At 50.0% G+C, this 22,713-nt stretch carries 24 protein-coding genes; 15 read left to right on the top strand and 9 right to left on the bottom strand.

Translation table 11 applies throughout. The annotated features are described in order from the left end of the window. Positions 1–87: 87 nt before the first annotated feature. The 4 genes from C0081_RS13205 to C0081_RS13190 all read right to left on the bottom strand — a co-directional run bounded on the left by C0081_RS13205 (position 88) and on the right by C0081_RS13190 (position 4,898). Positions 88–687: a superoxide dismutase gene (locus C0081_RS13205; protein WP_101534287.1), complete on the bottom strand. Its 600-nt coding sequence runs from the start codon at positions 685–687 to the stop codon at positions 88–90. A 219-nt stretch (positions 688–906) separates the two neighbouring features. After that, positions 907–1,974, bottom strand: a complete 1,068-nt coding sequence (locus tag C0081_RS13200; RefSeq protein WP_101534286.1) for a glycosyltransferase — start codon at positions 1,972–1,974, stop codon at positions 907–909. 198 nt (positions 1,975–2,172) lie between these two features. Then, entirely contained in the window at positions 2,173–4,296 is a 2,124-nt protein-coding gene (locus C0081_RS13195; protein ID WP_101534285.1) for a S9 family peptidase, read from the bottom strand. 92 nt (positions 4,297–4,388) lie between these two features. Next, on the bottom strand, positions 4,389–4,898 hold the full coding sequence (locus C0081_RS13190; RefSeq protein ID WP_101534284.1) for a GNAT family N-acetyltransferase: 510 nt from the start codon (positions 4,896–4,898) through the stop codon (positions 4,389–4,391). A 182-nt stretch (positions 4,899–5,080) separates the two neighbouring features. On the opposite strand from C0081_RS13190, the gene C0081_RS13185 reads away from it, so the two are divergent. Both C0081_RS13185 and C0081_RS13180 read left to right on the top strand, forming a co-directional pair. Then, on the top strand, positions 5,081–5,416 hold the full coding sequence (locus tag C0081_RS13185) for a 5-carboxymethyl-2-hydroxymuconate Delta-isomerase (RefSeq protein WP_101534283.1): 336 nt from the start codon (positions 5,081–5,083) through the stop codon (positions 5,414–5,416). Positions 5,417–5,465: 49 nt separating this feature from the next. Next, entirely contained in the window at positions 5,466–6,497 is a 1,032-nt protein-coding gene (locus tag C0081_RS13180) for a helix-turn-helix domain-containing protein (RefSeq protein ID WP_101534282.1), read from the top strand. On the opposite strand, the gene C0081_RS13175 is transcribed toward C0081_RS13180, so the two are convergent. The 3 genes from C0081_RS13175 to msrB all read right to left on the bottom strand — a co-directional run bounded on the left by C0081_RS13175 (position 6,494) and on the right by msrB (position 8,323). After that, positions 6,494–7,246 (bottom strand): hypothetical protein, encoded by a 753-nt coding sequence (locus tag C0081_RS13175; RefSeq protein ID WP_101534281.1) that lies wholly within the window; start codon positions 7,244–7,246, stop codon positions 6,494–6,496. The genes C0081_RS13180 and C0081_RS13175 overlap by 4 nt on opposite strands. Then, complete coding sequence (locus tag C0081_RS13170) at positions 7,243–7,773, bottom strand: DUF3592 domain-containing protein (RefSeq protein WP_180966891.1); 531 nt, start codon at positions 7,771–7,773, stop codon at positions 7,243–7,245. Before C0081_RS13170 ends, C0081_RS13175 begins: the two co-directional genes overlap by 4 nt. A gap of 151 nt (positions 7,774–7,924) precedes the next feature. Then, a complete protein-coding gene (msrB, locus tag C0081_RS13165) occupies positions 7,925–8,323 on the bottom strand; it encodes a peptide-methionine (R)-S-oxide reductase MsrB (RefSeq protein ID WP_101534279.1) in 399 nt (132 codons plus the stop codon). Positions 8,324–8,830: 507 nt separating this feature from the next. On the opposite strand from msrB, the gene C0081_RS13160 reads away from it, so the two are divergent. The 10 genes from C0081_RS13160 (at position 8,831) to C0081_RS23580 (ending at position 17,689) form a co-directional block, all read left to right on the top strand. Beyond that, a complete protein-coding gene (locus tag C0081_RS13160) occupies positions 8,831–11,230 on the top strand; it encodes a putative monovalent cation/H+ antiporter subunit A (protein ID WP_101534278.1) in 2,400 nt (799 codons plus the stop codon). After that, positions 11,227–11,634 (top strand): MnhB domain-containing protein, encoded by a 408-nt coding sequence (locus C0081_RS13155; RefSeq protein WP_101534277.1) that lies wholly within the window; start codon positions 11,227–11,229, stop codon positions 11,632–11,634. The genes C0081_RS13160 and C0081_RS13155 overlap by 4 nt, the downstream gene beginning before the upstream one ends. 8 nt (positions 11,635–11,642) lie before the next feature. Next, on the top strand, positions 11,643–12,020 hold the full coding sequence (locus C0081_RS13150; protein WP_101534276.1) for a Na+/H+ antiporter subunit C: 378 nt from the start codon (positions 11,643–11,645) through the stop codon (positions 12,018–12,020). A 12-nt stretch (positions 12,021–12,032) separates the two neighbouring features. Next, the gene (locus C0081_RS13145) at positions 12,033–13,757 is read left to right on the top strand and encodes a Na+/H+ antiporter subunit D (RefSeq protein ID WP_101534275.1); all 1,725 of its coding nucleotides are present in this window, start codon (positions 12,033–12,035) and stop codon (positions 13,755–13,757) included. Continuing rightward, positions 13,757–14,233, top strand: a complete 477-nt coding sequence (locus C0081_RS13140) for a Na+/H+ antiporter subunit E (RefSeq protein WP_101534274.1) — start codon at positions 13,757–13,759, stop codon at positions 14,231–14,233. The genes C0081_RS13145 and C0081_RS13140 overlap by 1 nt, the downstream gene beginning before the upstream one ends. Further along, positions 14,233–14,586 carry a cation:proton antiporter gene (locus tag C0081_RS13135; protein WP_101534273.1) on the top strand — a complete coding sequence of 118 codons (354 nt, stop codon included), beginning with the start codon at positions 14,233–14,235 and terminating at the stop codon, positions 14,584–14,586. The genes C0081_RS13140 and C0081_RS13135 overlap by 1 nt, the downstream gene beginning before the upstream one ends. Continuing rightward, positions 14,583–14,930, top strand: a complete 348-nt coding sequence (gene mnhG, locus C0081_RS13130) for a monovalent cation/H(+) antiporter subunit G (protein WP_425349477.1) — start codon at positions 14,583–14,585, stop codon at positions 14,928–14,930. Before C0081_RS13135 ends, mnhG begins: the two co-directional genes overlap by 4 nt. Before the next feature lie 316 nt (positions 14,931–15,246). After that, a complete protein-coding gene (locus C0081_RS13125; RefSeq protein ID WP_101534271.1) occupies positions 15,247–15,660 on the top strand; it encodes a Ros/MucR family transcriptional regulator in 414 nt (137 codons plus the stop codon). A 737-nt stretch (positions 15,661–16,397) separates the two neighbouring features. Then, positions 16,398–16,805, top strand: a complete 408-nt coding sequence (locus tag C0081_RS13115) for a helix-turn-helix domain-containing protein (RefSeq protein ID WP_101534269.1) — start codon at positions 16,398–16,400, stop codon at positions 16,803–16,805. Then, positions 16,802–17,689, top strand: coding sequence for a DUF6456 domain-containing protein (locus C0081_RS23580; protein WP_245417944.1), 888 nt, complete (start codon positions 16,802–16,804; stop codon positions 17,687–17,689). The genes C0081_RS13115 and C0081_RS23580 overlap by 4 nt, the downstream gene beginning before the upstream one ends. Before the next feature lie 15 nt (positions 17,690–17,704). Here the strand turns inward: C0081_RS23580 and C0081_RS13105 are convergent, their stop codons facing one another. Together C0081_RS13105 and C0081_RS13100 are read right to left on the bottom strand one after the other, a co-directional pair. Beyond that, positions 17,705–18,127 (bottom strand): SufE family protein, encoded by a 423-nt coding sequence (locus C0081_RS13105; RefSeq protein WP_101534268.1) that lies wholly within the window; start codon positions 18,125–18,127, stop codon positions 17,705–17,707. Between the two features lie 320 nt (positions 18,128–18,447). After that, positions 18,448–18,822 carry a DUF5330 domain-containing protein gene (locus C0081_RS13100; protein WP_101534267.1) on the bottom strand — a complete coding sequence of 125 codons (375 nt, stop codon included), beginning with the start codon at positions 18,820–18,822 and terminating at the stop codon, positions 18,448–18,450. Positions 18,823–19,448: 626 nt separating this feature from the next. On the opposite strand from C0081_RS13100, the gene C0081_RS13090 reads away from it, so the two are divergent. From C0081_RS13090 to C0081_RS13080, 3 genes are all read left to right on the top strand, one after another. Continuing rightward, positions 19,449–21,368 carry a PAS domain-containing sensor histidine kinase gene (locus C0081_RS13090; RefSeq protein WP_101534265.1) on the top strand — a complete coding sequence of 640 codons (1,920 nt, stop codon included), beginning with the start codon at positions 19,449–19,451 and terminating at the stop codon, positions 21,366–21,368. An 85-nt stretch (positions 21,369–21,453) separates the two neighbouring features. Continuing rightward, positions 21,454–22,335, top strand: a complete 882-nt coding sequence (locus tag C0081_RS13085) for a peptidoglycan-binding domain-containing protein (protein WP_180966890.1) — start codon at positions 21,454–21,456, stop codon at positions 22,333–22,335. A 27-nt stretch (positions 22,336–22,362) separates the two neighbouring features. Then, the gene (locus C0081_RS13080; RefSeq protein WP_101534263.1) at positions 22,363–22,710 is read left to right on the top strand and encodes a DUF1491 family protein; all 348 of its coding nucleotides are present in this window, start codon (positions 22,363–22,365) and stop codon (positions 22,708–22,710) included. Positions 22,711–22,713: the final 3 nt, after the last annotated feature.

Below are 22,713 nucleotides of genomic sequence, written 5' to 3'. Positions count from 1 at the left end.
AAAAAACCCCGTCTCGATAAGAGACGGGGTTTTTGATTCTTGTGATCTAATGGACCGCTATGGTTGCGATCCAAAGTTTGGCATCAATCAAGAGGCAGCTTCCAGAAGCTCAGCGACATATTCCCAATTAATCAGGTTGTCGAACCATGCTTCGAGATATTTAGGACGCGCATTGCGATAGTCGATGTAATAGGAATGTTCCCAAACATCGCAACCAAGCAGCGGTGTGCCACCATGCACCAACGGGTTTTCGCCATTTGGTGTTTTGGTCACTGCCAATTTACCATCAACCAGAGCCAACCAGCACCAGCCAGAACCAAACTGTGTCAGGCCAGCATTGATGAAGTCTGCGCGGAATTTATCCATGCCGCCAAGGTCAGCGTCGATTTTTGCTGCCAAAGCACCCGGCATGCCAGCATCAGTGGCAACAGGCTTCATCCATTTCCAAAAATGAACGTGGTTATAATGCTGGGCTGCATTGTTAAACAGGCCTGCATTTGTGCCGTGGCTTGCTTTGATGATCTCTTCCAGGCTTTTGCCTTCAAGACCGGAATCCTTCAGCAGGTTGTTGCCGTTGGTAACATAAGCCAAGTGATGCTTGTCATGGTGGAATTCCAAAGTCTCTGCAGACATGAAATCGCCAAGCGCGTCATAAGCATAAGGCAGTTCGGGAAGTTCAAAAGCCATTGAAAAATCTCCTTATTGAAGGGGCGGGGAGGTCGACACAAACGGTCGCCTCTTTCTTTGATTTATGTCAAAATAGGAGTAAACCGTCTCTACGGCAAGAGGTAGTAATACCATTCTTCCGAGAACAGGCAGAAAATTCACAAGATCGACAAATGAATAGGGGAAAGAACGGATCTGTTTTGCTATTTGACAGTTTAGTCTCCAACTGTTCGAATCAATCTAGGCTGAGTTGCATAGATCGAGCAAGCGTTTTTCAAACAAATCTGGTTGAAAATCCTCTTCTCGGATGCGTTCAAAACAGGATTTTTTGATCCGTTCAACGAAAGCACGGTCCTCCAGCAGTTCCTGCAGCTGAACTGCCAGAAGGAATGCGTCGCCAATCGGTACCAACGGTGCCACCATCCCGCCTTTGAGAATATCCATCGGCCCATGAGTGCAGGTCGATACACAGGCGATGCCGGCATCCATCATCTCGCACAGCGGCAAAGAATAGGGCACGTTGGGAGCTGTGAGACAGTAGATATCAATTTGTTCAGCCAGCTCTTCAGGGGTGAGTGGTCCAACAAAATCAATAAATGGTGCGATCTGGTCGGCAAGTTCCTTTAGATCATGCTCCAGAGGGCCTTCACCTGCGATCACAAAGCGCGCTTGCGGACAACTCTGATGCAACAATTGTGCGGCATGAATGAATGCCCCCAGACCATCGCCCTCTTCAAACGATCCACTGGCTCCAATGGTCAGTGCGCCGTCTTTGTCAGTTGGCAAAGGCACAATGTCGTCAAATTGGCAGCGATAGGGATAGGGTAGGATATCGACCGTAACTTTGTCTTCTAGTAGATTTTGCGCAAGATCAGCGGCACCGGATGTGAGCGCAATGACCCGATGTGCGGCTTCAAAACCATCAAATTGGTCATCGTGGCAAACACCGATTACGGTTCGGGCGATCATGTTTAAACCGCGACAGGCAAAGGCCTGATGAGACAAAGCGATATCAAACCGATAGCGCCGGGTTGCTGTTAAAATAGGCCAAAGTTGGGGCGTGCGCAGCAAAAGTTTTCGGGCAAAATCCGAAACAGGATGAAGAGTGAAGCCTTGCTCTCGCGCTTTTTGGGCAAAGATGGATCCATTGGGTGCCATGATCGTAATGTCAAAGCGCCCCGAATGGTCAAGATGATGCAAATAAAGATCGTATGCGTCTAGCACGGTTCTATTGGAATGTTCTGGAGCAAAAAATGCCAGTGTCTTGCGCGGCATGGTTTCTTTTGCTTCGCTATCCATCGCTTGCATTCGTCTTAGTCCTCAACAAGTGCAGGTGGTTTGATCCACACTCGAATCTATCTGCCATGCATTCCAATGAGGAGTCTATGACAGGTTTCGAACGCTGTCGCAATATTTCAGGTAGAACCAGCACCAATGGGGTGTTTTCCTGCATGTGGCCACAAAAAGCCGCCCCAAAAGGCGGCTTTTTTATGTATTGCACATGGCTCAGTTCAGTTTGCCGCTGATCTTCAGGGCAAAGGCATATTCCAGAGCTGTTTCCTTCAGACGGTCAAATCGGCCTGAAGCGCCCCCATGGCCACTTCCCATGTTGATCTTGAGCAGCAACAGATTGTCATCGGTCCTTAGCTCGCGCAATTTGGCAACCCATTTTGCTGGTTCCCAATAGGTCACGCGTGGATCGGTCAAACCTCCCACGGCAAGAATGGCAGGGTAGGCTTGGGGTGAGACTTGATCATAGGGGCTATAGGCCGCGATGGATTTATAGTCTTCTTCAGACGCAATCGGATTGCCCCATTCTGGCCACTCCGGTGGGGTCAGCGGCAGGGTGTCATCCAACATCGTGTTGAGGACATCAACAAAGGGCACCAGCGCCAGAATACCGGAGAACAGAGATGGTGCCATATTGGCCACCGCACCCATCAACATACCACCGGCAGACCCGCCCTCGGCAACAATCTTTCCGCGTGAGGTGAAGCCTTCTTCGACGAGGAATTCTCCAGCCGAAATGAAGTCTTTAAAAGTGTTTGTTTTTTTATCGCGCTTGCCGTCTTTATACCAAGCAAAGCCTTTTTCCTTGCCACCGCGAATATGGGCAATGGCATAAACAAAACCACGGTCAACAAGGGATAGAGCCACGGTGGAGAAGCTGGCCGGAATGGAGATGCCATAAGACCCATAGCCATACAGAAGGCAGGGCGCCGAACCATCAAGCGGCGTGTCTTTGCGATACAGCAGGGTGACTGGCACCGCCACACCATCATGCCCCTTTGCAAACAGCCGGCGTGTGACATAATCATCGGAATTGTGGCCGGATGGGACTTCCTGTTCCTTGCGCAAGGTGCGAGACCGGTTCGACATATTATAATCATACACGCGGGACGGGGTCGTCATTGATGAATATGTGAAGCGAATGGTGTCGGTTTCGAACTCCAATGAGCCGGCAAACCCCAAGGAATAGGCTTCTTCTTCAAAGGCAATGGCGTGCTGCACACCGGTGGTTAGATTGCGGATCTGGATCCGTGGGAGACCGTTCAAGCGTTCCATCCAAACCAGATGATTCTGGAAGACGCCATGATTGAGGAGCAAACGACCCGATTCATGGGGCACCAGATCCTGCCAATGTGCCCGACCCGATTGGGTTGGGGTGGTTGTCACCAGCTTGAAGTCTTCAGCACCATCGGCATTGGTCAAGATATAAAGGACGCCCATGCCCTCATCGACGCTATATTCAACGCCGTTTTCACGCGCGGCGATGAGCTTTGCTTTTGCTGCGTTGTCTTTTGCATCAATCAAATAAACTTCACTGGTTTCATGGTCATGGCAGTCGACGATGATCTGGTTGCCCGATTGGCTCTTGCCAATGCCGACAAAAAAGCCTGCGTCTGATTCTTCATAAATCAAATCATCCGCGCTTTGCGGTGTCCCTATTTTGTGACGAAACACTTTGCAGGGGCGGTGATTTTCATCGAGCCATGTATAATATAGATGGGTGCTGTCCGCACTCCACACCGCTCCGCCGGTTGTTTCTTCCAGATGGTCTTCCAGCTCAGTTCCGGTTTCCAGATCGCGCACCCGAATGGTGAAATATTCTGATCCCTTGGTATCAACCGCCCAAGCCATTTTGCGGTGGTCGGGGCTGTGTGCTGTGGCTGCAAGGCGGAAGAATGCTTGTCCTTCGGCTTCCTTGTTGCCATCAAACAATATGGTCTCATCGCCCCCTTCACGTGGGGTGCGAACGATCAGGGGATATTGCCCCCCTTGTACAAAGCGGGAATTATAGGCATAGGGTCCGTCAGGAGAGGGCACCGAGCTGTCATCTTCTTTGATGCGACCCTTCATCTCTTCAAAGAGAGCGGCTTGCAACGCTTCGGTATCGGCCATTTCTTTGTTGGTATAGCCATTCTCGGCTTCCAAATAGGCTTCGATGTCGTCTGGCAACACGTCGCGCCCCTTGTGCATGACCTCCTGCCAATTGTCCGCCCGCAACCAGGCATAGTCATCGGTCATTTCGATGCCGTGATTGCTGGTGCGGTGGTCTCTCTGCTCTGCGCGGGGGGCATCAGAGCTGAAAGCGGCTTTGGTGAAGGACGAAGCGTTTTGATTTGACATATGATTTACCTTGCAAACAAGCTTTTCATTTGGCCTACAGGTAAGGCGTTAAGATCTGATGTGCAAGCAGGCATGCCGACGCAATTGGACTGTCATCTTTCTGCGTGAGGATGCCGGAACACCAGATCGTCTGGATCGGGACGCGGTGCTGTTGAATCAAGAACGGCCCCCATTCTTTCCGCAAGACGGCGTGATCTGTGGTTTTCAGCATCCATATAGCTAACCAAACTCTCGATGCCGAGCGTTTCATAGGCCCATGCGCGAAAGGCACAGGCCGCTTCAAAAGCGTATCCCCTGCCTTCTGCCTCTGGATAGACAAACCAACCCAGTTCATGCTCCGGAAACAAAGGGCCATGATTGATCCCCACTTGGCCAATGCACTGGCCGGAGCGTTGGTTCTCAAGCATCAGGGCGCCATGTCCCATCAAGGCCCATTGGGCCACATCGCTACAAAACAAACCCCATGCGTCTTTGGGGGAATGGGGGCCACCCATATAGACGGAGCGCGTGGACTGCATCAATGCGGCATAGCGTGGCCAATCGGCCATATTCATCGGGCGGAGCAAAAGGCGTTCGGTTTTGATGGATGGAATGTCTGGCATCGGCTTGCTCGGTTGGAGGCTGTTTGATCGGCTAGATTTAGTCGTCATGGATGTTTGTTTTTATGCATAAGGACAAATGTCGCGTTTGCTCTGCTCCAGTCATTGCAAATTGCGTTTGAGATGTTAGCTATAGGGTTCGGTACCAAATTTGGCCCATTAGGTCGACCCAAGGAGTTCTCAAAATGCCGCATATGGTGATTTCCTATTCCAAAGCACTCGCTGAGAAAATCGACATTCAACAACTTACCCAAGCCATTTGGGACAGCGCGGACAAAACCGGTTTGTTTACTCCCCAGGCCATCAAAGTGCGCGCATTCCCTGTCGAACACTATGTCACCGCCAATACAGACCAACCATTTGTTCATGTTGACGCAAAATTATTCGAAGGACGAACCGTTGAGCAGAAACAGAGCATGCTCAGTGGGTATTTTGATGTTATCGCCAACCTCGTGGCTGACGATGTCTCTATCAGTGTTGAGGCCATCGAATTGGCCAAGAGCAACTATTTGAAGCGATAGAGGCAAATGAACTGGTTTTTAGCGGCCAATTCGTTCTCAGGAGAGTGACATGATCGCATTTCCTGTTGTGTGGCTCGTCACTGTTTTGGCAACGATCGCCGCCGTCACGTTGGTGCAAAACACGGTTTTGCCTTTGTTGTCGCGGGGGCTTTTGGCTGGTTTTCTGGTCAGTATCGCCACGTTGGCCGCTCTGCTGGGGTTAAGGCTCTCCGGTTGGGCGGATTGGGCTTTTCTGCTGCAGCCGGTGATCGCAGTGATGATCGCACCCTTTGCCTTCTTGGGCTTTCGATCCCTGACGCGGGAAGGGACCCTGCCAGTAGGCAATCTGTTGCTTTGGCATGGCCTGCCTATTTTGGGCATTCAGCTGGCGTTTCTGTTGCGGCTTCCGTTGCCAATCGACTTTACCATCATGGTGGTGAATGTCGTTTATCTTGTCAGGATCGCCGCGTTGCTGCGTTTGAGTGACGATGATTTTCCTTACACACCGCCGCATTCCTTTCGCACCCTGCGAACCATGATCATTGGCACGGTGGTGTTATTTGCGTTGATGATCACTGCAGATTTGGTGATCATTGTTGCCAGTATGTTGGGTGGCAACGGGCCCGCAATGCGCTTCATAAGTGGCGCATCGGGATTTATGACCATGTTTTTCGTCGTGGCTGCCTTGGTTGGCACTCCGATGATCATGCGTAATACAAGCCGTGAAGAAACATCCACCAGCAAACAGACCTCCGCGACAGACCAAGACAGAGCGCTTTTGGAACAAATAGATAAAACACTGATCGACAAGCAACTCTATCGTGACAACGCCATAACGTTGGCGCGGCTGGGACGTCGTCTTGGCATGCCGTCACGGGATATCTCCAACGTAATCAATCGCTGCACTGGCAATAATTTTTCGCGCTATATCAACGAATATCGCGTCAAATACGCGCAACAGCTGCTGGCAGCGTCCGATTTGCCGGTTACGGAAATCATGCTTGAAGCCGGATTTATAAGCAAATCCAGCTTCAATACAGAGTTCAAACGCATAGTAGGGCAGACGCCATCACAGTTTAGGGCTTCTCAACCAAGCACCTAACGTGCCTGTGAAATGCCGAGGCAGGTTACTTTTTTGAACGCAACGCCAAACAGATCGTCCCAGAATGAATGGCCGGGATCGAGCACGAAGCCGTGGCTTTGTGACAGACCTTCTAACAATATGATATCCGCATCTGTTTGGGACGGCCCGTAACCGACTTTGATGTCAGCACTGACAATTTCATCACCATGATACAGAGTTTTGGCAACCGCACGACTGTTAATGGCCAGACGAATGGGGCCGGTTGATCCGAACCGGATGCTGCGCCCACCAAAATCACCGGCCACAAGTTCGATTGAGCTTTGCAAACATTCGTTTGGCGCATCAGAGCGCAGCACCAATGTTCCAGCTCCAGCAATGCCACGCAGGTGCAATAGATTGCCCTCGCGGGCATTATTGAGATAAACCACGCCCCAACTGCCTGATGGCAGGGTCACTCCCGAGCGGGTCTGAACGGTTTCTTCAACGGGGTGGGTTGGCTGAAACCAACCGTTGCTGGCGTTTGCACCAAAAGCCACTAGCAGGCCACCAAAGACAGCGAAAGCAGCCAGCTTTGGCACAGAATGTTGGGAGAGAAGACGCATAATCGGGTTTCCTTTTAATGAATGCTTGGCCGCTTTGGTCAGTGCGGCGATATTCATCAATAAGGGGAAACCTGGTGTATCTGCGCCTTGAAGCGTGATTTCGAACGTTCGGAAACGCAATTTCGAACGTTTGTCTTGTCTGGTGACGTGGCTTGTGCCGCTCAAGCAGTCATCTTGGGCGTGACCTTCCGCCAACGGCGTAAGGATACGACAAAGATTGCAAAGCAGGTCAGGCCAATGGCAAGTCCAGATGAAATTGCCTGCATCGGTCCAATCGTATCGGATTTGCGCAAGACCGCATCCGCAGGATTTTCGGGATCAAAATAAACCGTAACATTGGTGCCTTGATGCAGGTCTTCAATTTCTGTCTCAGCCACGCCTCGCAACGAGCGCATCGGGTGGTGACGGCTCAATTGTTCCCCAAGCAAAAATTTCCCGCCCACCTCATAACGATAGCGAACCTTGGGCTGGAAGACCTCAAGCTTGCTGCCATCGGCCATGTCCTGACTGCCAACAGTTATGCCAGTGTCAACAATCTGCCCGGGCGCCTGTTGCCAAGAGTCAGGAATTTGAGCTTCATGCAGTCCTACAAATCCCAGTCCGGCATAGACGAAGCCGCCCAAAGCAATCGCGAGAAATAAAAAAGCAATCGGGCTGAATAAGCCGCGTTTAGACGTCGTTTGATCTGTCATAAGTATCGCCATATCCGTCACATTTCAGACGATGGCGACCATACGCTCAAGGCTTTTAAATGCAAAGGGTAAAAGCCAAAAATCGCACCATCTATTGGGATGGCGCGATCTCAAATTTTTTAGGGATGAGCCTCCCTGCGCAACAGGAGCGCTATGTTTCGTCAGCTTCAAATCGCAAAGCCACACCATTCATGCAATAGCGCAACCCGGTAGGGGTCGGACCATCATCAAAAACGTGTCCCGTATGTGAATCGCATTTGGCACAGCGGATTTCTGTGCGCTTTGTAAACAATTTGCGATCGACATGCTCGCTCACGGCATCTGCCCTTGCTGGAGCATAGAAGCTGGGCCATCCGCTACCAGATTCATATTTTGTATCAGACTGATAAAGCAAGTTGCCGCAAGCAGCACAGAAATATTTTCCAGCCCGCTTCTCATTGTTGAGTGCCGAGGATCCTGCCCGTTCGGTGCCGTGTTTACGCAGGATGCGATATTGCTCCTCGGAGAGAAGTGCTTTCCATTCGTCTTCACTTTTTTCTATTTTGACCATAACGTCCTCTTTTCTCATAGAACAACAACAGTAATGCAGAGATGGCGCTCACGATGATCTATACGACCGATAGAGTATGGTCCCAAGACGCGGAATCGTTTAGAAGAACAATGCATTTGTCAATGTGATGAATGGGATATATCAGCGGCCATGCGTTGTGTCATTACACACAAATTCACAATCTAGTTAGCCAAAATAGCGCTGGTCTGTAAGTGAAAATGTGACGTTTAACCGAATATTTTCGTCAGAATACTCCGTGATCAATTGGATAAACAATAATATTCATTGTGCTTTAGGTTAATCAGACCCATATGGCTATAAATATCGGAAAAATAGAGAATAATTTACCCTTAGGTAAGTGGATGGAACATAATATTCTTTTGATGAAATGGGTTCGCTGATCCTGATGTTTGCTGCCACCAGACTAAGTTCACCCCAATTACAGCCATTGTGGCGGAGTCTGCCCGCGCCAAGAGGCTTTCTTACCAGCTGAATGAGGTTTGACGCATGGCGTTTGAATTCAGTGACGGACTAAACTGGGCAATGGCCGCCCCCTTTGCTGCTGCATTGGTGGCTCCTTTCGCCAAGAGGATGTTAGGGCACAATGCAGCTTGGCTGTTAGCTCTGGTTCCCGCCGCTATTTTTGTTCATTTATGCGGCTTTATCGAAGCCGTCGCCGCAGGCAATGTTGTGCGTTCAACACCTCTGGCATGGCTGCCGCAATATAACATCCAGTATTCGCTGTTTGTAGATGGCCTCAGTCTGGTCTTTGCCTTGCTGATCTCAGGGATCGGCACATGCGTGATTTTATATTCAGGTGGCTATCTCAAGGGCCACCCTGAGCAAGGGCGCTTTCTAAGCTTTATGTTTCTGTTTATGGGGTCTATGCTGGGAGTGGTCGTTGCCGACAATCTGATCACGTTGTTCTTTTATTGGGAGTTAACGTCGATCACGTCCTTCTTGCTGATTGGGTTCAATCATCGCTATGAAGCGTCGCGCCGTGCAGCCCTTCAGGCTTTGGTGGTCACTGGTGGCGGCGGACTGGCGTTGCTTGCCGGTTTGATCTTGATGAGCCAAGTCGGTGGCTCAATGGAATTGAGCCAATTGTTGACCAGCGGGGATGTTCTCCGCGACAATCCTGCCTATACGGCAATGTTGCTGTTGGTTCTGGGTGGCGCCTTTACAAAATCCGCCCAATTCCCGTTTCATTTCTGGCTGCGCAACGCTATGGAAGCGCCAACACCGGTTTCTGCCTATCTCCATTCTGCGACGATGGTCAAGGCCGGTGTGTATCTGCTTATGCGCGTCCACCCTGTGCTGGGTGATACGACCCTTTGGATGACCATTCTGCCAATTGTTGGCGGCGTGACCCTGATCATGGGCACTTGGATGAGCTTGCGTCAGACTGATTTAAAGCTGACGCTGGCCTACACCACAGTCGCTTCTCTGGGGCTTTTGGTCTTGCTTGTCGGTACATCAAATCAAACGGCCATCACTGGCGCTGTTCTTTATCTCTTTGCGCATGCCTTGTTCAAAGGCGGTCTGTTCATGATTGTCGGAACGGTTGATCATGAAGCCGGCTCCAGAGATGTCACTCAATTGGGCGGGTTGCGTAAAGTGATGCCGATCACTTTCTATGCAGCGATACTGTGTGCTCTTTCAATGAGCGGCATATATCCGATGATCGGGTTTATCGCCAAGGAAGAGATCTACGCAGGCATCATTGGCACAGATTTTCAGAGCGTAATTCTGACTATAACGGTTGTAGTTGGCAATGGAATGCTTCTCGCGGCCGCTTTCGTGGTTGCGCTGAAACCGTTCTTAGGCGAAGAAAAAGCCCCGAAGAAAGCCCATGAGGGGCCGGTCTTGCTCATTTTTGGACCGGTGGTTCTATCTTTGCTTGGTTTCTTGGCTATGCTTTTTGGCAGCTTTACCGCTCATGGCTTGTTGTCACCTATGGCAAATGCCGTAACGGGGCAAGAAACACATCTGGCAATTGGCTTGGGGGTGGTTCACTTCAATCTGCCGCTGCTGCTGTCATTGGTTACCGTCGTTCTTGGCGTAGGTTTGTTTTTGAAAGTTGAAACAATACGCAACACCAAGGGCACCTTTATTCGTATGATGGGCGAGGGGCCTGATCGCTTCTTTGATACCTTCATCTCAGGCTTGATCCGTGTTTCAGCGCGCTTTACGCGTTTGGTGCAAGGCGGGAATCTCGAAGTCTATCTTGCCGTAACTTTCACCATCGTCGCCGCAACATTACTCACCCCGATGATCCTGTTTGACGAATTGCCAGATTGGCCGTCTATTCCGAGTATGCATTTCTATGAATGGGCCGTTCTAGGCCTTGCTGTGGTGGGGCTCTTTGCCATTCTCGTTGCGCGCTCTAGGCTAACTGCAATCATTTCTCTGGGCATTCAAGGGTTTTCGGTGGCGTTGATTTTCTTGCTGTTTGGTGCTCCAGATTTGAGCTTCACGCAGTTTATGGTGGAGACCCTGTCCGTTGTCATTATCGCATTGGTGATGAGCCGCCTTTCCCTCGCAGAGCGCGATGGTCGCCCAAAATTGCAGATGGTGGGAGACGCAACCATCGCTGTTTTGGTTGGAGCAGGCTTTGGATTGCTGCTTATGTCGGTGACGCAAGGGGCCTTTGATCGGCATGTGTCTGATTTCTTCACATCTTACAGTCGGGTCATCGCGCACGGCAGAAACATCGTCAACGTCATCATTGTTGACTTCCGTGGTCTGGATACCTTGGGCGAAATTGCCGTGGTCATGATTGCCGGACTTTCTGTGCTCACGCTTACCCGCGGTACGGCAAAACGGTTCCGTAGCGCGGATGGCGATGGTGGCGAGACCAGAGGTCTTCCTGGAGCGAGCCGCGGTGAGAAAGGAACGGAACAATGAGAACGCTAATTTTCCGGACTATCGCACCGTTTCTAGCGGCTTTGATGATCCTTTTCTCGATTTTTGTCACCTTACGCGGGCATAATGACCCAGGCGGCGGCTTTATCGGAGGTCTGATCGCTGCGTCAGCCTTTGCTATGTATGGCATTGCAGCGGGCCCCCAAAATGTCCGGCGGGCTCTTTATTTCCATCCTCTGGGCTTGGCGGCTTTTGGACTGATAGTGTCCATGCTCAGTGGACTTGTGTCGCTCACGCAAGGCATGCCCTTTCTGACAAGCCAATGGGCTTTCCCAACCTTGTTGGGTGTTGAGGTTGCGCTCTCCACTCCGTTATTCTTTGACCTTGGTGTCTATTTTGTTGTGCTGGGTGCGCTGGCATCTATTGCGCTGAAACTGGAGGAGTAGATACGATTATGGAAAATATGCTCTCCATTGTTGTCGGTATCTTTTTCGCCGTCAGTGTCTATTTGATGATGTCACGTTATATCATCCGCATTCTCTTGGGTATTGCTGTGCTGGGCAATGCAGTAAATCTGCTGATTTTTACTGCCGGTCGCTTAATGCGTGAAGTGCCGCCTATCATTCCTCCAGAGGCCATGACCCCAGCCGGTATCACCGCCAATCCTTTGCCCCAAGCACTCATCTTGACGGCAATCGTGATTTCCTTCTCATTTCTAGCCTTCCTCCTTGTTTTGGCCTATCGCGCCTATCAGGAGCTGGGTACGGACGATACGGTTCAAATGCGTGTCGCCGAGCCGGTGGACGAGATACTGCCGCCTGTCAGCTATTAAGGGGAGAATACTATGGCTGGAAATGCCGAACATGCCGTCGATTTTTCTGCAGGAATGCTGGTTGCTCCGACGCAATTGTCAGACTGGCTCGTCATCGCACCGATCATCATTACGATTTTGGGTGGTGCGTTTATTCTCATGCTCCGAGAGCGGCCCAAACACCATGGGTATTTTGCTGTCTTCTTCTTGTCCCTTTTGGTGATAGCAGATTTTTTGCTGCTTGCTCAGGTGCTCGAAAAGGGGCCTATCACCATGACCATGGGGCGCTGGTTGCCACCCTTTGGAATTTCCTTTTCCGTGGATGCATTCGGCGCTTCACTTACCACCATTGCCGGTATCGTGGCACTTTTGGTGTGTATCTATTCTTTGGTCGATATCACCAATACAGGCCGGCGATATGGCTTTTATCCACTGTTCATGCTGCTGATGGCTGGTGTTAGTGGATCATTCCTGACAGGGGATATCTTCAACCTCTATGTTTGGTTCGAGGTTCTACTGATTTCTTCCTTCGGTCTTCTGATCTTGGGTGGCAAAAGCATTCAGATAGACGGTGCTCTCAAATATGCTGTGCTCAATTTGATGGCAACAACGTTGTTTCTCATCGCAACCGGCTATCTATATGGAACGCTCGGGTCGCTGAATATGGCGGACATTACCCTCAAAATTCGCAGCCTGCCAGAAGGCAGTGCGCCAATGGCAACCATCGGTGCTCTGTATTTTCTTGCATTTGCTATGAAAGCGGCGGCATTTCCGGTTAATTTCTGGCTTCCTGCGTCCTATCACACACCAAATATTGTCGTCTCTGCCATCTTTGCGGGATTGCTAACCAAGGTTGGAATCTTTGCCTTGATCCGGACGCTGGTGATGTTGATGCCGGAAAGCTGGGCAATACTCACCGATGTCATTGCTTGGATCGCCGCTGTAACGATGATTGTTGGGGCTTTGGGTGCGCTAGCGCAAAATGATGTGCGTCGTATGCTTGGTTATCTGGTTGTCGCAGGGATCGGCGCTATGTTGGTCGGAGTAGCTGTCGGCACAGAAACGGCCCTTATCGGCACTATTTTATATGCGGTGCATTCCATCCTGGTGATTGCGGCACTCTATCTGGCCCTAGGCATCTTGATGCGCATGAATGGGGGCAAAAGCCGTCTTTCAGAGCTTGGTGGGGGCTACAAAGCCTCCAGTCTATTGTCCATTCTGTTTCTGATTTTGGTCTTCGCGGCATCCGGATTGCCTCCCTTCTCGGGATTTTGGGCTAAGTTTGCATTGGTTGAATCCAGCCTGCGGGAAGACCACAATTGGCTCGCCTTCACGATCTTGCTCTCAGGCTTTTTAACCACCATCGCGATGGGGCGGGTTTGGACACACGCCTTCTGGCGTGGCGGGCCCATTGGCACACAAGACGGCCATGATGCTGCGCCCCTCAATAGAATGGCGAGATCTATCCAAGGTAAGCTCTTTGTACCAGTGACAGTTCTGGTTTTGATGAGCGCATTAATTGGCATATTCCCGTCTCCCATGTTTTCTATCGCTCAAACTAGCGCGTCCGGTTTGTTGAAACCGGACAAATACATTGACTCTGTCTTTGGTGCGGCGATTGAACAAAAACAAAGCCAGATGCAGGGCCAAACACATATAGGCGAGGGTAAGGAGCAAGATTCACACGCGGAAGGTGAGCCGACCTCACTTGAGGGTGTTGTCGATCTTCCCGAGACCAAACCTGAAGGAGCGCGCTGATGAATAACCTCTTTCTCGTCAATATCCTTCTTGCGTTGATATGGGCTGCGGTGAGTGGGTCTTTTTCAGAGCCCAACCTTTTGTTCGGTTTTGTGTTGGGAATGATCGTCCTGTTCGTCATCCGCGAACAGGTTGGCACGATGAGCTATTTGTTCAGAGCAAAACGAATATTATCGCTTATTGGACTATTCTTGGTAGAACTAGCCAAATCGGCGATCAAAGTCGCCAAATTGGCGGTCAGTCGCAATCTGAACCTTAAGCCGGGTTTCTTCGCCTATCACCTCAATACCGATCGGGATTTTGAAATCACCATACTGGCCAATCTCATAACCTTGACTCCCGGTACATTGTCGGTGGATGTGTCTGAGGACAAAAAGATCCTCTATGTTCATGCGGTCACCATTGATGACGTAGAAAAAATGCGCGCCGACATCGCAAATGGCTTTGAGCGTAAAATCATGGAGGCTTTTCGATAATGGAAATTGTTTCTTTCCTTGATATGGCCATCCTTGTGACGTTGGCTATTCTCGCTCTGTCGTTCTTCTTAACAGCCATACGCATCATCAGAGGTCCAAGTCTGGCAGATCGCATCGTTGCTCTTGATATGCTGGTCGCTGTCGGGATTGGCTTCATCGCGGTCATTGGTGTTAAAACCAACTATTATCTCTATATAGACATCGCGATCGCATTGGGGTTGGTCGGGTTTTTGTCTACCGTCGCCTTTGCTCGGTTTGTTTTGCACCATGGTGACGATTCCGAATTCGTAGACAAAAAACAGGCAGCGCAAGCCGATGCCGATGCCCGAAAAGCACGCGAAGGGAACAAATGATGTTCGAGATGTTTTCCGATATTCTTGTTGGTATTTTGCTTTTGATTAGCGCGACATTTGTCCTCACAGCCTCAATCGGAGTGATGCGGTTTCCCGATGTGTACACCCGTATGCATTCTGCATCCAAGGCTGGCACACTCGGTTCAGGGGTCGCTCTTCTTGCTTTGGCTCTTTATTCAGGGGAGTTGAGCATCGTAACCCGTGCCTTGGCGGGGATTGTCTTTTTCTTGCTGACAGCGCCTGTATCTGCCCACTTAATAGCGCGGGTTGCCTATCTTACAGGCACAAGGCCTTGGAAGGGCACAGTAATCGATGAATATGGAGCAAGCACGAAGCAGGATTAGAGCTTCCTTTACGGGCGCAGAGTTGATTGTATGACAAAATTCAAGGGGAGGGCGATAATTCGCACTCCCCTTTTATTTCTGAAGATAGATATTTTGGGAATGAACGGTGTATTAATACTGAGTTTTTTAAAAATTAACGTTTTCCCACAAGGATTGATAGAAAATTACATTCCTCCTTGAAGTAAAAAGCCACATCATTTACCACTGTTGCCAAAGCATACGGAGTCCGAAAAATCAGATCGGGAGCTTAATCCGGCTGGTTTCTCAAACCCGGTTATAATTTGCTAGAGATTTAACTAGAAAGAACAACCCCAAAATGTCAGAGAATGCAGACAACAACCTGTTGATTGAATTGACCGCCGATATCGTTTCTGCCTACGTAAGCAATAATGCAGTACCAGTGAACGATCTGTCTGGGCTTATTGGTGACATTTTTAAAGCACTGGAAGATACCAAGAAGCCTGTTGCTGAAGAAGTGGTCGAAGCCCCTAAACCGGCCGTGACCGTCAAAAAGTCCATTACGCCAGATTATATTATCTGTCTGGAAGACGGTAAGAAATTTAAATCATTAAAACGCCATCTGCGTACCCACTATAATCTCTCACCTGAAGAATATCGTGAGAAATGGGGCCTGCCAACGGACTATCCAATGGTCGCGCCTAGCTACGCGGAAGCGCGCTCTAATTTGGCCAAAAAAATGGGCCTTGGGCAACAGCGCCGCAAGGCCTAATGTGTCCACTCTTTGGATGATTTATTTAGAAGGCAGCTTTTTGGCTGCCTTTTTTATTGCATACTCCTGCCGCCGGTGGTTGGGAGCAGGTATGCCGCATTTTTTCCCACATAAATGCTTGTTTGAGGCCGATATGGCGGGCGAGAGAATATCGCCAGTGGCCAGTTCTGCCGCGACTTCTTTCTCCTCGTAGAGCGAGAACAATTCGTTTTAGGATGGCGTTGGAATGCAATTGTTCCAATTTGTCGATTTCTGCCGGGAATAGATGCAACAACCCGGGTAGATCACGCCTTCGGTCATAGACTTTTTCTCCATGCCTGGTTGGACGCTCTGGCTGCTCATCGAATCCGATACCGCCATAATCATCGGGTTTGGCGCTATAGCTGGAGATGGATCGCTTGTAACTTTTTGCGGAGGGTGTCTGATGAGCTTGGCATCGCGCCGAAACTCTCAAACCGGCGCTCTTCTCAAGCGCTATCGTTTTCTTAGCCATGGTGCCAGTATGACGTGGCCAAGAAACTCGAGCATAAGTTGCAATGGCAATATTTGCATGTGTGCAAAATTTTGAATATGGAAGTGGCTAAAAGCAGCCGAATATTAACGTTCTTGGTTGGCCATATTCAAAATGAAGTCAAAATTTTAAGCATCAATTTATCCTCAAATCCCTCATAGGTTGTAATGATAGAGGTATGTTTTCCTATTTCAACTTAAGGGCGTATTGCTGAGGGAGTGATAAAATGGATGTGGGTGTTGAAATGAATGAGACCTTTGAGGGCGGACCAACCCCGATAAAAGGCGTGGATCAATCGATTGGAATGCCGCTGACTGCATTAACTGTTGTTGATGAACTGGTGGCTCGAACATTTAGGATGCCGCGTTCGGCGCTGCATGCCGGGACGAGGTGTCGAAAAACAGTGGCTTTCGCACGGCAGGTTGCCATGTATCTCGGGCATGTGTGTCTGAGCTATCCGCTCAAGGACGTAGCGGAGCATTACTGCAGAGACAGAACCACAGTGGCCTATGCTTGTGGTGTTGTTGAAGACAGGCGCGAAAAGGAAGAAACAGAACTCCTGCTGAATAGTCTGGAAAGCGCTCTGGAGACCATGATGTTGCTAACACCTCTCACTTGTAAGAGGTCATCATGATCAAGAGCAAAGCGACGACAAGCAAGAGAGGGGCAAACAACGCCAACTCGAGCCATGAGTTGGCATCGCAAGAGATGCATTTGTTGAAGCAGGTGGCAAGAAACCGGACACTCAAACCGGTTGATGTCGATGCACACCTGCTCACTCGATTGCTCAAACGCGGCGCTGTTGAGCAAAAAGCAAACCAAATCAGGATAACCTCTGCTGGCAAGCAAGCGTTACGCCGTATGAAACTGGCCCGAGATGAGGAGCAAATTTATGCCTCACAACATCAAAGGCGCGAGACAATCACCACGCCATGCCATGAACATGATGGACCAAATATAAAGGCCCTGGCCGCCACTGGTGATGTGAAGAGCAATCGAGCGCCGAGCTCCGTGCGCATGATGAACCGTGCTGAAAGCCCTTTGGCTTTGTTAGCAAGCAAAAAGCGCAGCGATGGCAGTGCTTACCTGTCGCCAAGCCAGTATGAAGCGGGAGAACGCTTGCGGTCTGAATTTGAGCGGGGCAGGGTGGCCCCGTCTATGGGGATCAATTGGGACCGGTTGGGGGAGGTGGTTGGCAGTGTCTCCAAAAATGCGCGCATACAGAAAAGCGGCAATGACCTTTCAGACAGTGCGCTTGGCGCGCAGTACAGATTTCGTAAGGCTATTGATTATGTCGGTGAGGAGTTTGCTGGCGCTTTGATCGACTTTTGCTGCTTTTTGAAAGGTCTGGAAGAGATTGAGCGAACCAGACAATGGCCCGCACGTTCGGCAAAGCAGATCTTGGCCCTCGCTCTCTCTCGTTTGGCTCGTCATTATGGTCTGTCCGATATGGCCTCAGGTCCGGTAGGCGGGCCCATGCGTCACTGGGGCGCCGATGACTATCGTCCAAAACTCTAATGCCAAGGTGGCTGTCTATGACAAGGCATTTTGCGCATCAGTTTTGATGCGGCCAATCATTGCCTGAAGACCATTGGATCTTTGAGGCGTTAAATGGTCATGCAGGCCAATCTTGTTAAAAATGGCATCAGCATCGGTCGCAAGGATTTCCTTGGCGCTTTTGCCAGAAAATGTGATGAGAGCAATCGCCACAAGTCCTTTGACGATATGAGCATCGCTATCGCCTTGGAAGATAAGCGTCGGGTTGTCGGAATCCCCAGATAATTCGGTCGTTAGCCAAACCTGTGAGACGCAGCCTTGCACTTTGTTGGCTTCTGTCATGGCCTCTGGTGACAATCCCTTTAGGTCACGCCCCAGTTCAATCACATAACGATAGCGTTCTTCCCAGTCATCAATATATGAGAAATTGTCGATGATTTCGTCAATGGATATAGACATATTTGCTCGCTCGCTTCTCAGGATAGCCTACTGTGCAGGCGGAACACTAACGAAGCGATGGTGTTGGGGCAAGACTTGTCGAGAAAACTTAAAGGGAAGAAAAAAGAATGCGCCGAAATGAAAGGGCAATTTCATTTCGGCGCGGCCACAGGCCTAGTCTTACGAGTACGGTCAGGGATATGAAGGGTTCCGGGTGATGAGGTGGTTGTCATTAGATTGACAATTGGAACCGCTTCAAATTTCTGACCTTGGGATCGGATCATGCCGTTTGGGAGGCAAAATCCGAAGAATGGATGAAAAGCGTGCGACGGCTTTTCAAATTATTGTTTTAGATCCTGGACCAGTGCCGTGAGTTGCTGTTGATCCAGAGTCTGGTCTTGCGAAATATCGGCTGTTTGAGTCAGTCCCGTTTCGCTTGTAGATGCAATGTCTTCGGACTGCCCGTCCAAGTAGACATACAGTTGTTTTGCGCCATAGCGTGCTTTGGCTGAAAAACTATCGATTGCCACTTCCCCTGCGGCGCAAACATCCGGTTGGCGAGCACAGAATGATGTGAAATCACTCAGTGTTGCCTGCGCTGCGATAAAGGCGTCTGTTGTTGACAGACTCTCTTTGTTGGCCTCGGTCCCTGGATCAGCAGGGAGGATGAGGATGACCAGGGAGAGCCAAAACGCTGCTCTGATCAAGAATGACATGCTATTGCCCTTTCAAAATCCGGTTAAAACCACCAACACTTGGGTTTGCCGCGGATCCGTTTCGTTTGTTCGTTCAGATGACGCGATCTCTTGATGGAACGTCTTGTGCCGCAGTGGCGTGTCATCCGGTGTTGATTTGAAACTAGAGCAAGGATGTCAAAAGCCGATTGCAAGAAAGATTCAAATTAGGATCAAATCCAATGCAATTGATAAGTCTTCGGTAACCATAGTCGAAATGCCGCTGTTTTCTGCGGATTCAGACCGAACATGGTTTGGATTCGATGGTGCCTATTTGCCATTTCTGCGACCCTCAAAAACAATGCACACAGCGACAATGGAGCTCTAAAAGACTGAAAAACTATAGAAATTGGATCCGTGGAAATATTTTTGAAGGGGTTTGTTAACCATAAAACGGCTTTCCGGCTCTAAAACCCCAAAAAACGTTTCTTCCTATCAAGATTGACGTTGGAGGCCCGAATTTTTTAGCGTTCCTTAAAAGTCTGCATGGCAAAGTTACTCTCAACAATACCTTTTGGCGCTCTCGCTGAAAACCTGTGTTTGTATTGCGTATTTTTTGTGACCTGCCGGTTTCATCTATCGGGTCACAAGTCAGGTGAGGTTAAACCGTGCAAGAAGCAATTGGAGCAAACGCTCCATTTCAATTTGTCATCGAAGGCTTGCTCCATAAGTCGTGCAGAGCGAATGTCATTGAACGAAAACGCCACAGCGTGTTCATTGGTGTGCATTTGCTCGTTGGACTATTAGCGCTTGCCTCGCTGCCATTGATCATATTGCTGGCTGAAGAAGGGGATGCCGCTTGGACGTCGTCTCTTTCTATATTGCCTGTCTGGATGCTGGCACCGCTGCTCTCTGTCGCGTATCTTACGCAAACGGGCAAACTGGCAAACGCCTTTTTGCTAACGGCTAGCCTCACGGCAGCCTTTATCATTTGGATTGCGAGCCTGACCGGTGGCATGACGTCGCCACATTTAATCTGGCTTGGTGTTGTGCCGCTTGAAGTTGCTCTTGCCGGCAACAGCAGAATTATAAAACAGGCATTGTGTATTTGTTTGGCAGCCTTGGGTTTGGTGGGTTTGTTCGAAATGGCCGGTTGGCTGATACCAATGCAGCAGAATTCTGAGGGCGCCTCGCTGATTGCAAGCCTTTCTGTGGTTCTGGCGATTGTTTACGCGGGTTCGTTGGCGATACGGATTGAATCCCTACATCGTGGCCGCATGCACACCATTGAAGCAGAAGAAATTCACTATCGGTCGCTTGCAAATTCGGTGTCCGATATGATCACGCGGCATGACCGTTCCGGCGATGTGACATTTGCCTCTGCCGCGGTGCAAACGCTATTTGAAGTTCAACCTCAGCAAATGCTGGGAAATAAGTTATTCCATCACATTCATATACAGGACCGACCAGCTTATCTGCGGGCTTTGTCCGAGTGTATGAATCAGGAAGAGGGTCAACGCGAAACGGTGACCGTCGAATTGCGGTGTATGGCCTCATCAGCCCGCGTTGGAAATAATTTTTCCAACGTGGAACATAGCCGCACGACGGGATCCCTTCGTTGGGTTGAAATGAAGTGCGCACCAGAGTGTGACAACGAAGGCAACGTGATTGGTGCAATTGCGGCGACGCGTGATATTGCGATCCGCAAAAAGCAACAATTCGTGCTCGAACAGGCAAGACAAGAAGCGGAAAAAGCCAACGAAAGTAAAACCCGTTTTCTTGCCAACGTCACGCACGAACTGCGCACACCATTGAATACAATTATCGGATTTTCAGAAATCCTCTGCCATCCCGAGTTTTCATCTGGCAATGAAGAGCGCAATCGTGAGTATGCTGAATTGATCCACAAAGGCGGGCATCACCTGCTTCAGTTGGTCAATGCCTTGTTGGACATGTCTCGCATTGAATCCGGTAATTTCGAGGTCAGTGCGCAGCATTTTGACATGGGTGAATTGACCAAGGGCTGCTGCAAAATGATGCAGACAGACGCAGATCAGCGTGGCATTACGCTTTATAGCCACTGTGAAGAAGACGTGCCTGACATGCATGTTGATCCACGGGCTTGTCGACAGATTCTGTTAAATCTGATTTCCAATGCGCTCAAGTTTAGCGACAAGGACGATCAGGTTTCTGTTACGCTCGGTTGGGCCAAAAATAGCCACGGCATCGTTGATCGCAAAAATTTGCGGCTAACCGTGCGTGATACCGGCATCGGCATTGACAAGAAAGACATCCCTAAATTAGGAATGCCATTCGTTCAGGCCGAGAATAGTTTGCAGCGCCGGTATGAAGGGGCAGGAATTGGTCTCTCCATCGTGCGCGGGCTTGCCGAATTGCAACATGGCTTCATGGAAATCGAAAGTGAGCTCGGCAAGGGAACAACGGTCTCCGTTACGCTTCCTCTGGATATGACAAAGCCAGGCGACATATCGGACACAATGGAGCCAGAATCCGTGGTCACAATCGACCATACATCAGAGCCAACAGATGCATCCAAAATGGCAGCGTCTGGTAACAAAGTGGCTTGATTGTTAGAATAGACTACCAAGATCGATGACCGGTCGACCTGAATGATTTTCGCGTCCGGAACACTGTAAAATGAGGCTGAACTCAATGTCTGAGACATATGACGATTATGAAAGCTGGGAAGATGAGGGGCAGGACAGCCCAATCGCTCTCGTTGGCATATTGGTCATGGTGCTCACCAGTGCCGCGATCATCGCCAATGCTCTGTTTATGCAGCCTAAATCTGCAGAAATCGAATTGATCAATCGCGCCTCGAAATCGTCAATCAGTCAGCAAAACACAGGCACCATCTCCGCCAATCAAAGTGCTCAGAACAACAAAACTCCTGCCGCCGCTCTGCAAGCGGATCAAGTAGCAATGACATTGGCTGTTCAACGCCAGCTGACAATGTCCGGCTATTATGTTGGACCCCTCGATGGCATGGAAGGCAGCCAGACACGTGAAGCGATCCTTGCCTATCAAGACGCGATGGGCATGCCGGCCACAGGTCGCGTTAGTCTTGCCTTGCATGACATTCTGATTGGGCGCAAACAATATATCGGTGACAGTGCCGCCAATAGGGTTGCGACAACCGCACTTGAAGCTTCAGGCACCACTGACCAAGAGGCCAAGCGTGTGATGGCCATTTTGCCACGCGCCAAGCCTGCTTCTCCTCAGATTGACCAAGCTCCCGCGCCAAGAATCGCGGTCAAGCCTCCTGTTGTGGAAACCAACCTGCAACTTGCAAGTGGACCGATTCCACCTGAACGCATTCCTGCAGCCCCTAAGGCGGACCCGATTTTAGCCAAGGTCCAGTCGGCTTTACAGCGCTTTGGCTACGGAAATCTCAGTGTTGATGGTTTGATGGGAAGTCGCACGCGGTCTGCCATAGCTGATTTCCAGCGCAGTCGCGGCCATCCTGTTACCGGTGCGGTCAATGATCGCTTGCTTCAGGAAATGATGATCATGGGATATCTCGATCTTGGTTAAACCATACCGGAACAATCAAGGACCCCAATGCGTTTAACATCAGAAATCTGGGTATCGGCCTATTTGCGTGCGAGAAATGGCAAAAACAAGCCTTCGGCACTGATGCGTCGAGGTGCACGTGAAGCAGGCGCTATCTATGTGCGTGTTGACAGACTGGACGGCACGCACGATCTCTACCAACCAGCGAGCCAATTCTCTTACACGCAAGACAATGTTGAAAATGGGGATCGGCTCTTTTGTATCAGTTTGCGAGGTGTCTCCACCTTTGACATCATGGATAAACTGGAGGCAGAAGAAAAATTTGACGCGGATTTCTGGGTTGTCGATACCGAATGCGCTGACGGCTCTCACGATCTTCAAGTGATCGAAGAATAGCTC

The organism is Cohaesibacter celericrescens, from assembly GCF_002866925.1.
GTDB lineage: Bacteria > Pseudomonadota > Alphaproteobacteria > Rhizobiales > Cohaesibacteraceae > Cohaesibacter > Cohaesibacter celericrescens.
The sequence above is the reverse complement of the archived record's forward strand: the minus strand, read 5'-3'. Positions and strand labels throughout refer to the sequence as shown.

Excerpts from the sequence above, each read along its gene's own strand:
- msrB (WP_101534279.1), bottom strand. The coding sequence starts at position 8,323 with ATGGTCAAAATAGAAAAAAGTGAAGACGAATGGAAAGCACTTCTCTCC.
- C0081_RS23580 (WP_245417944.1), top strand. The coding sequence starts at position 16,802 with ATGATCAAGAGCAAAGCGACGACAAGCAAGAGAGGGGCAAACAACGCC.
- C0081_RS13100 (WP_101534267.1), bottom strand. The coding sequence starts at position 18,822 with ATGTCATTCTTGATCAGAGCAGCGTTTTGGCTCTCCCTGGTCATCCTC.
- C0081_RS13155 (WP_101534277.1), top strand. The coding sequence starts at position 11,227 with ATGAGAACGCTAATTTTCCGGACTATCGCACCGTTTCTAGCGGCTTTG.
- C0081_RS13160 (WP_101534278.1), top strand. The coding sequence starts at position 8,831 with ATGGCGTTTGAATTCAGTGACGGACTAAACTGGGCAATGGCCGCCCCC.
- C0081_RS13135 (WP_101534273.1), top strand. The coding sequence starts at position 14,233 with ATGGAAATTGTTTCTTTCCTTGATATGGCCATCCTTGTGACGTTGGCT.
- C0081_RS13080 (WP_101534263.1), top strand. The coding sequence starts at position 22,363 with ATGCGTTTAACATCAGAAATCTGGGTATCGGCCTATTTGCGTGCGAGA.
- C0081_RS13115 (WP_101534269.1), top strand. The coding sequence starts at position 16,398 with ATGGATGTGGGTGTTGAAATGAATGAGACCTTTGAGGGCGGACCAACC.
- C0081_RS13200 (WP_101534286.1), bottom strand. The coding sequence starts at position 1,974 with ATGCAAGCGATGGATAGCGAAGCAAAAGAAACCATGCCGCGCAAGACA.
- C0081_RS13170 (WP_180966891.1), bottom strand. The coding sequence starts at position 7,773 with ATGACAGATCAAACGACGTCTAAACGCGGCTTATTCAGCCCGATTGCT.
- C0081_RS13190 (WP_101534284.1), bottom strand. The coding sequence starts at position 4,898 with ATGCCAGACATTCCATCCATCAAAACCGAACGCCTTTTGCTCCGCCCG.
- C0081_RS13105 (WP_101534268.1), bottom strand. The coding sequence starts at position 18,127 with ATGTCTATATCCATTGACGAAATCATCGACAATTTCTCATATATTGAT.
- C0081_RS13145 (WP_101534275.1), top strand. The coding sequence starts at position 12,033 with ATGGCTGGAAATGCCGAACATGCCGTCGATTTTTCTGCAGGAATGCTG.
- C0081_RS13205 (WP_101534287.1), bottom strand. The coding sequence starts at position 687 with ATGGCTTTTGAACTTCCCGAACTGCCTTATGCTTATGACGCGCTTGGC.
- C0081_RS13180 (WP_101534282.1), top strand. The coding sequence starts at position 5,466 with ATGATCGCATTTCCTGTTGTGTGGCTCGTCACTGTTTTGGCAACGATC.
- C0081_RS13195 (WP_101534285.1), bottom strand. The coding sequence starts at position 4,296 with ATGTCAAATCAAAACGCTTCGTCCTTCACCAAAGCCGCTTTCAGCTCT.
- C0081_RS13125 (WP_101534271.1), top strand. The coding sequence starts at position 15,247 with ATGTCAGAGAATGCAGACAACAACCTGTTGATTGAATTGACCGCCGAT.
- mnhG (WP_425349477.1), top strand. The coding sequence starts at position 14,583 with ATGATGTTCGAGATGTTTTCCGATATTCTTGTTGGTATTTTGCTTTTG.
- C0081_RS13150 (WP_101534276.1), top strand. The coding sequence starts at position 11,643 with ATGGAAAATATGCTCTCCATTGTTGTCGGTATCTTTTTCGCCGTCAGT.
- C0081_RS13085 (WP_180966890.1), top strand. The coding sequence starts at position 21,454 with ATGTCTGAGACATATGACGATTATGAAAGCTGGGAAGATGAGGGGCAG.
- C0081_RS13140 (WP_101534274.1), top strand. The coding sequence starts at position 13,757 with ATGAATAACCTCTTTCTCGTCAATATCCTTCTTGCGTTGATATGGGCT.
- C0081_RS13185 (WP_101534283.1), top strand. The coding sequence starts at position 5,081 with ATGCCGCATATGGTGATTTCCTATTCCAAAGCACTCGCTGAGAAAATC.